This window comes from Pseudoalteromonas sp. LC2018020214, from assembly GCF_016598755.1.
In the GTDB taxonomy this organism is placed as follows: Bacteria; Pseudomonadota; Gammaproteobacteria; order Enterobacterales; family Alteromonadaceae; genus Pseudoalteromonas; species Pseudoalteromonas distincta.
This window is the reverse complement of sequence record NZ_CP066805.1, coordinates 163426-175820: the sequence shown is the minus strand read 5'-3', so window position 1 is coordinate 175820 and position 12395 is coordinate 163426. Positions and strand designations below refer to the sequence as shown.

The 12395-nt window shown below is 37.8% G+C and carries 12 protein-coding genes; 10 read left to right on the top strand and 2 right to left on the bottom strand.

Annotated features, from left to right (window positions below; all coding sequences use genetic code 11):
- Nucleotide 1: 1 nt before the first annotated feature.
- From JG479_RS17280 to JG479_RS17240, 9 genes are all read left to right on the top strand, one after another.
- A complete protein-coding gene (locus JG479_RS17280; RefSeq protein WP_002962464.1) occupies nt 2–430 on the top strand; it encodes a nuclear transport factor 2 family protein in 429 nt (142 codons plus the stop codon).
- Between the two features lie 2 nt (nt 431–432).
- Nucleotides 433–1143 (top strand): SDR family NAD(P)-dependent oxidoreductase, encoded by a 711-nt coding sequence (locus JG479_RS17275; protein ID WP_002962466.1) that lies wholly within the window; start codon nt 433–435, stop codon nt 1141–1143.
- Nucleotides 1140–2396, top strand: a complete 1257-nt coding sequence (locus tag JG479_RS17270; RefSeq protein ID WP_002962467.1) for an NAD(P)/FAD-dependent oxidoreductase — start codon at nt 1140–1142, stop codon at nt 2394–2396. Before JG479_RS17275 ends, JG479_RS17270 begins: the two co-directional genes overlap by 4 nt.
- Nucleotides 2389–3126 (top strand): DUF1365 domain-containing protein, encoded by a 738-nt coding sequence (locus JG479_RS17265; RefSeq protein ID WP_149603676.1) that lies wholly within the window; start codon nt 2389–2391, stop codon nt 3124–3126. Before JG479_RS17270 ends, JG479_RS17265 begins: the two co-directional genes overlap by 8 nt.
- Nucleotides 3127–3163: 37 nt before the next feature.
- Nucleotides 3164–4426, top strand: a complete 1263-nt coding sequence (locus JG479_RS17260) for an SAM-dependent methyltransferase (protein ID WP_200220575.1) — start codon at nt 3164–3166, stop codon at nt 4424–4426.
- On the top strand, nt 4404–4904 hold the full coding sequence (locus tag JG479_RS17255; protein WP_033021926.1) for a DUF2878 domain-containing protein: 501 nt from the start codon (nt 4404–4406) through the stop codon (nt 4902–4904). Before JG479_RS17260 ends, JG479_RS17255 begins: the two co-directional genes overlap by 23 nt.
- A 53-nt stretch (nt 4905–4957) precedes the next feature.
- Entirely contained in the window at nt 4958–5446 is a 489-nt protein-coding gene (locus JG479_RS17250) for a chalcone isomerase family protein (protein ID WP_002962471.1), read from the top strand.
- Between the two features lies 1 nt (nt 5447).
- On the top strand, nt 5448–5987 hold the full coding sequence (locus tag JG479_RS17245; protein ID WP_039487661.1) for a DUF3833 domain-containing protein: 540 nt from the start codon (nt 5448–5450) through the stop codon (nt 5985–5987).
- 210 nt (nt 5988–6197) lie between these two features.
- On the top strand, nt 6198–6473 hold the full coding sequence (locus tag JG479_RS17240; RefSeq protein ID WP_002962474.1) for an HU family DNA-binding protein: 276 nt from the start codon (nt 6198–6200) through the stop codon (nt 6471–6473).
- Between the two features lie 92 nt (nt 6474–6565).
- Here JG479_RS17240 and ilvN read toward each other — a convergent pair whose 3' ends face one another.
- Nucleotides 6566–7063 (bottom strand): acetolactate synthase small subunit, encoded by a 498-nt coding sequence (ilvN, locus tag JG479_RS17235; RefSeq protein ID WP_002960314.1) that lies wholly within the window; start codon nt 7061–7063, stop codon nt 6566–6568.
- On the bottom strand, nt 7063–8787 hold the full coding sequence (locus tag JG479_RS17230; RefSeq protein ID WP_024596926.1) for an acetolactate synthase 3 large subunit: 1725 nt from the start codon (nt 8785–8787) through the stop codon (nt 7063–7065). Before JG479_RS17230 ends, ilvN begins: the two co-directional genes overlap by 1 nt.
- A gap of 489 nt (nt 8788–9276) precedes the next feature.
- Here JG479_RS17230 and JG479_RS17225 point away from each other — a divergent pair, with 489 nt between their 5' ends.
- On the top strand, nt 9277–12285 hold the full coding sequence (locus JG479_RS17225; protein WP_200220574.1) for an immune inhibitor A domain-containing protein: 3009 nt from the start codon (nt 9277–9279) through the stop codon (nt 12283–12285).
- The last annotated feature ends 110 nt before the right edge of the window (nt 12286–12395 follow it).

Genomic DNA, 12395 nt, shown 5'->3' with positions numbered 1-12395 from the left:
TATGGATAACCAGTTACCAGTAGATAAGTTTGTTGAAATATACCAACAGCTTGATAGTACTAATCTTGATTTATTGAGTGATATTTACTGTGACAACATACAGTTTATAGACCCGATGCATGAAATTAACGGCATTGTAGAATTGCGCAGGTACTTTGCTAACTTATACAGCAATGTTAAGCATTGCCAGTTTGATATTAGTGATTCGTTTAATAGCGGTAACAATGCTTTTATTTATTGGACTATGCATTATGCACATCCAAAGCTCTCATCAGGTAAAACTATCTCGGTAGACGGTCATAGCAAGCTTATTTTTAAAGATGGCAAAATTATTAAGCACAGAGACTACTTTAATGTTGGCGAGTTGTTATACAAACACATTCCTTTACTTGGTAGCGTTATAAAGCTAATTGATAAAAGGGCAGGTTAATTATGATCACACTTATAACGGGTGCTACATCAGGTATTGGCGAGCAGCTAGCAATTAAATATGCACAGCTAGGAGACACTGTTATAGCTTGCGGCCGTAATAGTGATAAGCTCGCCGAGCTTGCTAAATACGACAATATCCAAGCATGTAAGTTTGATGCAACTAACCTGCAAGATATAAAAGAGTCTACTATTGGCTTTCCTCATTTTGACCGTGTTATTTTAAACGCTGGTAATTGTGAATATATAGATGATGCTCGCAACTTTGATAGCGCGTTGTTTGAGCGTGTAATAAACGTTAACTTACTTTCTATGGGGTATTGCCTTGAGGCGTTACTTCCTAAAATAAATCCAGGCGGCCAACTTGTTTTGGTCAGCTCAAGTGTTACTTACCTTGCGCTACCTCGTTCAGAAGCTTATGGCGCATCAAAAGCGGGTGTAAGTTACTTAGCAAAAAGCTTAGCGGTTGATTTAAATGATGTTGATGTAACTTTAGTTCATCCTGGGTTTGTAAAAACGCCACTTACTAATAAAAATGATTTCCCGATGCCTATGGCCGTTACTGCTGAAAAAGCAGCTGACTACATGATTAAGGGTATTCAAAAACGCCGCAAAGACGTTCATTTCCCTTATCGTTTTACACTTATATTAAAAGCTTTACGCATTTTACCACTGCCGATTTGGCTTAAAATCGCAAAAGGATTAGCCCGTTGAAAAAAATAGCAATAATAGGAACTGGTGTATCTGGTTTAACATGTGGGCATTTGCTTCACAAACATTACGATGTAACCGTATTTGAAAAAAATGATTACATAGGTGGCCACACAGCAACGGTTGATGTTGATGTGTGTGGCATCAAATACGCAATAGACACTGGCTTTATTGTATTTAATGACAGAACTTACCCATATTTTGAAAAGTTACTTTCGCGCATTGGTATTGATAAACAAACAACCCAGATGAGCTTTAGTGTGCATAACGAAGCCACTGGTTTTGAATACAATGGACATACGTTTACAAGCTTATTTGCACAGCGTCGTAATATTTTTAGACCTAAGTTTTGGCGATTATTGTACGACATTGTTAGGTTTAACAAACTGTGCAAAGCAATGCATGAAAAAGGTGATTACCAATCTGATCAATCATTAGGGCAATTGCTTAACGATAACCAGTTTAATGACTTTTTTAAATACCATTATATTCTTCCTATGGGCGCAGCTATTTGGTCTACCAGTATTAAAGAAATGGAAAACGTAGGCGTTGAGTTTTTTGTTAAGTTTTTCTTTAATCATGGGCTTTTAGATGTAACCAATAGACCACAGTGGTATGTAGTACCAGGAGGCTCTCGTCAGTACATTAAGCCGCTGATCAGAGGTTTTGCCGACAAAATTAACCTCAATACAAATATTAAATCAGTTACGCGTCAAAATGATGAAGTAACAATAGAGTTTGCCAATGGTGAGCAAAGTAAATTTGATAAAGTAATATTTGCTTGTCATTCAGATCAGGCGCTTGCACTACTGGGTGATGCTACTGAGCAAGAAAAGTCAGTATTGGGTGCAATAGCTTACACTGAGAACTCAGTGGTGCTGCACACCGATACAAACCTTTTACCAGATAGAAAAGCGGCATGGGCAAGCTGGAACTACTTACTTAACAACAACACGGATAAAGCCGCTGTTGTTACTTACCAAATGAATATTTTGCAAGGTATACAATCAGATACACAGTTTTGTGTAACGCTTAACCATCTTGAAGGAATAAGCCAAAGTAAAATTTTGCGCGAGTTTACTTATCACCACCCTGTATTTAACCAAGAGTCTATTGCAGCTCAAAAACTTAAACACAGTATTGATGGACACAACAATAGTTATTTTTGCGGTGCTTATTGGTACAATGGTTTTCATGAGGATGGCGTACACAGTGGTGTAGATGTAGCCAAGCAACTTGGGGTCGAATTTGACTAGTGCAGTGTATTTAGGCGATGTTAAACATCGCCGTTTTGCTGTTAAAGAACATCGCTTTAGTTACCCTTTATATATGATGTGGGTAGATTTAAATAATCCTCAACAACTAAATGGTGTGCATAAACACATAGGTACGTCAGGCTTAAAGGCGTTAAAGTTTAATGAAGCTGATTATCTTACAGGCACCTCACAGCTTGCTAAACGTCCTCTTATTGAGCGTGCACATGAACAACTTGCCAATTTAGGTATTACTGAAACCTTTTCTCATATTTACATGCTTGGGCAACTTCGTTGTTTTGGTGTGTATTTTAGTCCTGTTAATTTTTACTTTTTTGGTCATAACGACACCCGTTTTAAATACATGATTGCTGAAGTAAGTAATACACCATGGAACGAACGTCATTATTATTTAGTACCTTTAGAAAAAAAAGTGAACTTTAAAAAGGTTTTTTCCGTATCACCTTTTATGAATCTAGATATGAACTATCATTGGCATGTTAAGCAATCGCTTGATAAAACATTGATACACATTGAAAATAAGCGAAATGAAGAGCTATTATTTGATGCTACACTTCGCTTAAAACGTAAAGAGCTTACTAAAGAAGAAGTTAATAAGTTATTTAAACGTTTTCCGGCCATGACATGGTCTATTTTCAAAGGTATTTATTATCAAGCGTTAAAGTTGTTTATAAAACGAGTTCCTTTTTTAGGTCACTCAGGCAAGCCATAAAGCACATAGATAGTCAGGACAATTAATAGGTATTTCAATGGATAAAGTGTCGAGCTTAAATTGCGAACAAAGCACAAACTGGTTAACTAACATATATAAAAAATTAGTGACTAAAGCCTTTTCGTCAATTGAAACAGGCCAAGTTGTTTTAGTAGATGCAAACGAGCGTACAGTTTTTGGTGACCCATCTTCAGTGCTAAAAGCAACGATTATAGTAAACGATAAAGCTATGTATAAGGCATTTGCATTATCTGGGAGCGTTGGCGCTGGTGAAGCCTATATTTTGGGGCATTGGTCTTGTGACAACTTAACCTCTTTCATTGAGATATTTGCTATAAATGAGAAGCAACTTGATGAGTTTGAGAAGAAATTCGCATTTTTTAGTAATATCGCGCACCGGTTTAATCACATAAAAAACAAAAATTCTGAATCGGGCTCTAAGAAAAACATCGTTGCTCATTACGACCTAGGTAATGATTTGTACGAATCATTTTTGAGTAAAGAAATGCTTTACTCCAGTGCTGTATATCCTACAAAAGAAGCCACACTTGAAGAGGCTCAACAATACAAGCTTAAACGCATTTGTGAGCAAGTTGAGCTTCAAAAAAATGATTCAGTAATTGAAATTGGTACAGGGTGGGGGGCTTTTGCTATATATGCAGCCACACATTACGATTGCCATGTAACAACAACAACCATATCTGATGAGCAACATGATTATGTCGCTAATAAAATTTCAGAGCTTGGTCTTGAAAGTAAAATTACATTACTTAAGCTTGATTACAGACAATTGAAAGGAAAATACGACAAGCTTGTTTCTATCGAAATGATAGAAGCGGTGGGCCATGAGTACTTACCTAGCTTTTTTAGCCAATGTGGTGAATTGTTAAAAGACGACGGTGCAATGCTCATACAAGCTATAACTATTGGCGATCAGCGTTATAAGCACTACTTAAAAAACTCTGACTTTATCCAGCAGTATATTTTTCCAGGCGGGTGTTTGCCATCACTTAATGAGATGAGTGAGCAGATTAAAAATAATACCGACATGGTAATTCATACTGTTAATGATATTGGTGCTCACTACGCAAGAACATTAGCAGACTGGCGAAGCCGTTTTATAAAAAGCTGGCCTGATTTGGACCGCTCAAAATTTGATGAACGTTTTTATCGTTTATGGTTGTTTTATTTTGCTTACTGCGAAGGTGCGTTTAGAGCTAGAGCAACAAGTACGGTGCATTTAATGGCGCGTAAACCACGTTTTGTTAGCGATAACGATGATATTGCGCTCGGTTACTAATTTTGTTTTATTTCAAGCAGTGTGGTTTTTATCCTTGCTGCTTGAAGCTGATTCGCTACTTTTTAGCGGATTGATTATTGTTTTAATGTTTTGGTTGTCAAAACAAAAAAAACAAGACACCTTACTTCTAATTAAAGCCCTACCTTTAGCACTATTGTTAGAATTCATAGCAGTAAAGTCAGGCTTGTTAGAATTTAAAGTTTATCCCTTCCCTCTATGGCTCGTCTTTTTATGGGCTGCGTTATTACTTTCTTTAAATACTTCTATGGTTTTTTTGAGTAAATTAAAGCTTTGGCAGGCCTTTTTAGTATGCATGGCTTTTGCGCCAGCAAGTTATTGGGCTGGGGCGCGCTTTGAAGTAATAAGCTTAGGCTTACCTTTATGGCAGTTTTGGCTCGTTTACGGTGCGCTTTGGTCTACAGTGTTTACTGTTATTCTTTTTATAAACCAAAAAATCAAGTTATTCATCAATCGCTGATCGCCCACAATTCCCATTTCGTAACATTACCCATTGACTCGAGGGAGCTTATTTTGAAATTTTTACTAAAGGCAGTTACTTTTTATTTGCTTACAACTTCAATTGTTTTAGCTGACACACAATTTAATAAAGTAGGCGAAGCACGAATGGAGTATTTATTTTGGGATGTATATGACGCGGTTTTATTTACCCCTTCAGGTAATTACAGCGCAGGAACGCATCCTATTAAATTTAAACTTACCTATTTACGTGACTTTGAAGCTAAAGAAATCGTAAAAGCAACAAATGAGCAGTGGGAGCATATTGGAAAAAAAGAGCTAGCAGACAAATACGACAGTAAATTATTGTCTATTTGGCCTGATATTAGACAAGGTGATTCGCTAACGTTAGTCACAAATGAGCAGGGTATGAGTACTTTTTATCATAATGATGAAAAAATTGGCGAAATAAATGAACCTCAATTTTCGAGTGATTTTTTAGCCATTTGGCTGGATGAAAAAACGTCTGAGCCGAAACTACGAAAGCAACTATTAGGGAATTAATATGAATGTATTTAACGCGTTTAAAACAGCTCTTGTAAGCTTATCTGCTTTGTTGCTGATAAGCTGTTCGGCACCAAATGTAGAGCATTATAAAAATACATCGCCAAACTTTGACTTTAAAACATTTTTTAGTGGAAATTTGAAAGCCTACGGTGTTGTACAAGACTTTAAGGGTGAATTGACCCGCAAGCTTGTCGTAGATATGAATGCGAGCTGGGAAGGTAACCAGGGCGTTATTGAAGAAGACTTTGTTTATGACGATGGCGAAACTCAAAAGCGTATTTGGAAAATAACGTTAAATGAAGACAATAGTTTAACGGGTGTGGCAGATGATGTTATAGGTACAGCAAAAGGTAGAAGTGATGGCAGCGTATTTCATTGGAATTACGATGTAGAGCTTCCATACGATGGCAGTACTTTAAAAGTGAATTTTGATGATTGGATGTACCTGGTTACACAATCGCGCTTGATAAACCGCACATCTATTGTTAAGTTTGGAGTCGAGGTCGGGGAAGTGACCTTAGTGATCGAAAAAATATAGCTTATTTACCCAGTTGCTTAACTTGCGCCAAAATTGTACTCAAATTAAGTCTTTGTTAACCCAACACGCTGTATTTTACAGAGAATTATTTAAATTTTACTCATTTTTTAAGAATTTAAGCAAAAAATGCAATTTGCTGTTGCTAACTCTTTAAAAATGCATAAAGATAGGTTTTGCGAAGGCAAAATAATAACGAATAGGAATCTAACAATGAATAAAGCTCAATTAGTTGAAAAAATTGCTACTGATGCAGAAATCTCTAAAGCCGCTGCTACTCGTGCTCTTGACGCGTTTACAGGTGCTGTAACTTCTTCTTTAAAAGAAGGTGATTCAGTAGCATTAGTTGGTTTTGGTACTTTCTCAGTAAAAGAACGTGCAGCTCGCACTGGCCGTAACCCACAAACGGGTGCTGAGATCCAAATCGCAGCGGCAACTATCCCAAGCTTTAAAGCAGGTAAAGGTCTTAAAGACCAAGTAAACCCTTAATAGGTTTAACGAATTAAATTAAAAAAAGAGCTATTTAGCTCTTTTTTTTTATGTTTAATAAAGACATCAGTTGATGCCTTTATATTATAAATTTACGCTTTTAAGGCTTTATCGCCTCGACCAATGCCAACAGCGCCAGAACGTACAACTTCAATAATATCGGTTTCATGACGAAGAGTGTCTAAAAACGACTCTATTTTGTCTGTGCTGCTCACTAATTGTAGACTATAGCTTTGTCGGCCCATATCTAAAATAGCACCTTGGAACACATCAACTACTCGCGTAACCGCTGCACGAGTCGTCTCGTCTTGAGCAAATACCTTAACAAGCAATAGCTCACGTTCAATGTGACTCATTTCTGTTAAATCGATAATTTTAAGCACGTCGACTAATTTGTTAACCTGCTTTGTAATTTGCTCTACAACTCTGTCATCACCCATTGTGGTAATGGTAATACGCGACAATGATTGATCGTCTGTTGTGCCCACAGTTAGGCTGTCGATGTTATATGCACGTTGTGAAAAAAGCCCAACAATACGTGATAGGGCACCTGGTTCGTTTTCTAATAAAATAGATAAAATACGACGCATTATGCTTTTACTCCTTTACGTAACCACATCTCATCAATGCCGCCTAACTTAATTTGCATTGGGTATACATGTTCTTTTTCATCAACGTTTATATCTAAAAAGACTAATCGGTCGTTAATTGACATTGCTTTATCGATAGCAGGTTGTAACTCATCTAGTGTGTTTACTTGTATGCCTACATGGCCGTAGCTTTCAACTAACTTAACAAAATCAGGTAGTGAATCCATATAAGATGATGAATGACGTCCACCGTAAACCATGTCTTGCCATTGGCGTACCATACCTAAAGAGCGGTTATTAAGTGATACAACTTTTACCGCTAGGTTGTACTGTAAACAGGTTGATAGTTCTTGAATATTCATTTGAATAGAGCCATCACCCGTAATACACACAGACTCTTTATCAGGAAAGGCTAGCTTTACGCCCATTGCAGCAGGTAAACCAAAGCCCATGGTGCCTAAGCCGCCTGAGTTGATCCATTGACGAGGATGCTTAAATGGATAATATTGCGCTGCAAACATTTGATGCTGACCAACGTCAGAACTTACGTAAGCGTCGCCATTAGTAGCTTTATAAACCGCTTCAATTACAGCTTGTGGCTTAATTTTGTCGCCATCAGTGTTGTAGCTTAAGCACTTTTGTTCGCGCCAGCTGATAATTTGTCGCCACCAATCTTCTTGCGCGCTGCGGTCTATTTTAATTGGGCTTTTATCAATACCCGCTTGTAGTTGTTCAAGTACGGTTGCTAAACAACCTACAACTGGTATGTGTGCTTTAATTGTTTTAGAAATTGAAGTTGGGTCAACATCAACATGAACAATTGTGGCATTAGGGCAAAACTTTTGAACATTATTAGTTACCCTGTCATCAAATCGGGCACCAAGCGCTAAAATTACATCGGCGTTAGCCATTGCTTTGTTTGCCTCAAGCGTGCCGTGCATGCCTAACATACCTACAAAGTTTGGATGCACACCTGAAATACCACCCAATCCCATTAGTGTATTTGTAATGGGGGCATTTAATGATTCAACTAAATGCGTTAATTGCTCTGATGTATTTGAAATAACAATACCACCACCAGAGTAGATAACCAGTTTTTTGGCCTCTAAAATAGCTGTTACGGCTTTGCGAATTTGTTTTGAGTGCCCTTTAGTATTAGGGCTGTAAGTTCTCAGCTCGGTGGTTTTAGGAAATTCGTATTCAAACTTAATAGCAGGGTTAAGCATATCTTTTGGAAGCTCAACAACGACAGGACCTGGGCGACCAGTGCTAGCAATATAAAAAGCTTTAGCTAAGATTGTAGGGATGTCTTTAGCACTTCTACAGTTAAAACTGTGTTTAACTACAGGGCGAGAACAACCCACAATATCGGTTTCTTGGAATGCGTCGTCGCCAATCAAATTTGTAGGCACTTGGCCTGATAACACAACCATAGGAATTGAATCCATGTAGGCCGTTGCAATACCTGTAATACAGTTTGTAGCGCCAGGGCCTGAGGTTGCAAGTACAACACCAACATCTCCAGTAGCGCGGGCATAGCCGTCAGCCATATGTGTTGCAGCTTGTTCGTGACGTACTAATATATGTTCAATGTCATCTTGCTGAAAAAGTGCATCATATAAGTCTAAAACCGAACCACCGGGATAGCCAAATATGTATTTTACCTTTAACTCTTTTAATGCCTGAACTACTAGTTCAGAACCATTATATTCTTGTTTGCTCATCCTCATTCCTCTGTGCGCTTTTTTATGCATAAAAAAACCCCCGCGTATTGCGAGGGTTTTTAAAAAGCAGTATCACCTTTTAATACATCCCCGCTGGGCTTATAACTAAGACCAGTACGAGTACGACTAAAAGATTAATGTGTGTGTTCATAGTTTTTACTCTACTTAGCAAAACACTGCTTTTAAATTAAAGATTTTGTATAGGTTTATTTTTAAGGGTTTTAAGCCCTCATGTCAACCTTGAAAGCTGCTTTTTGCATTTTAAATTCGTTTTATGGCTTTTTTTAATTTAAACCTGCAGAAAACCTATGTTTAATTGAGTTTACTGGCAGAGATTATGCATTTTAGGTTGTAAGTTCGATTTTAGATATAAAAGAGTGTGAGAGACCATTAGCTTTAATTGCATATGTTAACTATATGTTTTTATCGCATGTTTAAATTTCTATTATTAGGTATGATTGCTACATAATTATGTTTGAGGAAAACACAGTGAAAAAAGTGACGTTAATTGCGCTTTTAACTACGCTATTAAGCCCTATGGTGGCGGCTAATAACTTAAGTCCGCATGATGTTGGTATAACTAACGAAGAGCGTATTTTATATTGGCTAAAAAAAAGAGACCAAATATCTTCAAGTGAGTTAGATAGTTCATTTAAGTCATATATGAGTAACAAAGACGTTGCCAATCACTCTATTAAAAATGGCTTTAGGCAATTTAAATCCTCTTCCAACGTTTTTTCAAACACAAATAAAAAACAGGTCGCTTTTTCAACGTCGCTAGTGCCAGATCAAAGCGTTAATGATGTAAAAGTGTTAGCTATTTTAATTGATTTTCCTGATCTTAAACATGACGACAATCAACTTGTAGAGCAAGACACCGATATGTTTTACGCTGATTATTCAACTGAGCACTATCAGCAAATGCTTTTTAATACTCAAGGTTATACAGGCCCTGATGGACAAAGCTTAAAAACGGCTGCTGATTATTATAAAGCGGCTTCGGGGAACAGCTTAAACTTTAGCGGGCAGGTATATGGCTGGGTAACCGCTAATAGCAATGCAAAAATATATGGTGAGCGCCAAGGCAGTACACGGGATATAAATGCACCTGCTTTAATTAAAGAGGCAGTGGAGAAGGCGGTTGCAAAGTTTAATATTAATTTAGCCGATTACGATTTAACTGATTTAGATGATATTGATGGCGACGGTATCCTTAATGAACCTAATGGCATTATTGACCATGTAATGGTATTTCATTCAAGTATTGGCGAAGAAGCGGGTGGCGGTTACCTAAGCACCGATGCTATTTGGTCGCACCGCTACTATGTATTTGATGAAAATAGCGGGCCGAGCGAGATTGCAGGCAGTAACATTAAGCTATTTGGTTATACCATTAACCCTATTGATGCCGGGATTGGTGTGGTTGTGCATGAGTTTGGGCATGATTTAGGATTATTAGATGAATACGACTTACAATCTAACACGGTAGGTGAGCCTGTCGCGTCTTGGTCAGTTATGTCGACAGGAAGTTGGGCTGGTTCGCCAAGAGGCTCAGAGCCAGTTATGTTTAGCCCTTATGCGCTTGAATATTTACAAAAGCGGTACCAGGGTAACTGGGTTAACCAGCTTACGCTTGATATGGATGAGATAGAGGCTAATTCACAGCAAACATTAATTAATACTGCGAGTACTTCACAACAGCAAAATCAAATAAAAATAACACTACCACCAAGGCTCGAAAAATTTAGGGCTCCAGTTGAAGGTGATTTTCAATACTATTCAAATACGGGCGACAATATTAGCAACAGCTTAGCTAATACAATAGCGCTACCAAGCACAACTGAGACACTTACTTTAAGCTTTATTGCTTATTACAGTATTGAGCGCGATTACGATTTAGTTCAAGTAAAAGTAAATGGCGAGCCAATCGCGAGTAATTATACGCAAGCGCTTAATCCATACTACGGTGATATTGGTCCGTATATCTCAGGTGATTCATTTCTTAATAGTGATGCTAAGCAACCTAACGGCTATTTGACCCATAAGTTTGATTTATCAGCTTATGCTGGGCAAACAATTGATTTAAAAATTGAATACATAACAGATGCGAACACACATTATTATGGTTTTGTTGTTGATGATATGCGCATTGAGCAAAGTGATACTTTAATTTGGCAAAATAATGCACAAGATCAAGTTAACACTGAGTTTAATGGCTTTGAAAAAGTAGGTAGTTACACATATGCATCGCCATCACATTACTATTTACAACTGCGTTCATACACAGGCGTTGACAGTAGTTTGCAAGCAGAGCAGTACTCACCGGGGTTATTATTGTGGTACAGCAATGAATCTCAAGCAGATAATAACACTACCGAGCATCCAGGCAGTGGTTTTGCATTAGTGGTAGATGCTGATCAGCGCTCGATAAATAAAGGCAGTACGCAAACTCCGGCTGCTTCAGCAATTCAAATACGTGATGCTGCTTTTAGCCTATATCAACAAAGGGCAGGGTTAGGTGATGATGATTTATCAGCTATCACCGGGTTTACTGATAAAACCGATTATAGCTTTGCAGCGCAAAAACCATCGGGTGTTGTGCTTCCACAGGTTGGTTTTGGGTTTAGTATTATAAGCCAGTCAGCAGACAGTGAAGATATAGAAGTAGAGCTTACTTACGATGTTACTAAGGGTATTAATTTTACTAAAAACGGCTTAACCGTTAATTTTAATGTAGAAGGCTTTGCACTTACTCCTGCGGACAAATTTACGTGGAGTTTTGACGATGGAAGCTCCAGCACAGAGTTAACGCCTACTCATGAATACCAAGACTATGGCACTTATAACGTTGAGTTTATGGCAGATAATGGTACTTCACAGCAAGTCGCTGTAGCACAAGTTACATTAGTTGAACCATTAACTGTAAATGAAATTGAATATGTAATAAACCAAGGAACTTTAACAGCTGACGCATCGCTTACAGGTGGAGTCGCACCGTATACTTATAATTGGCAGCTAGGAGATGGAAGTACTTTAGCGACTCAATCGCTCTCGTATAATTATTTGTACTCTGGTGATTACCAAGTAACGCTTACAGTGACAGATAACGAAGGCACTGAACAATCAAAAGAGATTGATGTAACTGCTAATGTTCCGCTTAGCATAAACGCAAACGCTACAGTTAGTGATTTAAGCGCACAATTTAATGCCCAAGTAACCGGCGGCTTTAATAGTTATACTTACAGTTGGGATTTTGGTGATGGCAGTGCGTTATCAAATTTACAAAACCCAAGGCATACTTATCAAGCTGACGGGACTTATAACGTAACGTTGAATGTTACTGATACTCAAACCAATGATACTTTTACTCAAGAGTTATCTGCTACTGTACAAAAACAACAAAGTAGTTCGGGTTCAAGTGGGGGATCTCTGGCGGGTTTATTAGGATTACTACTGTTAAGTTTATTTAGGTTTAATACTAATACCAATCCGCAATAATACTTAATCATTTTGCGGGGCTAAACGTGTCGCTACCTGTGTTAAAAAATTCTCATATAGAACAACTAAATAGCGAATTTTTTGCCTGGCTATCAACACGTTTTTCCATC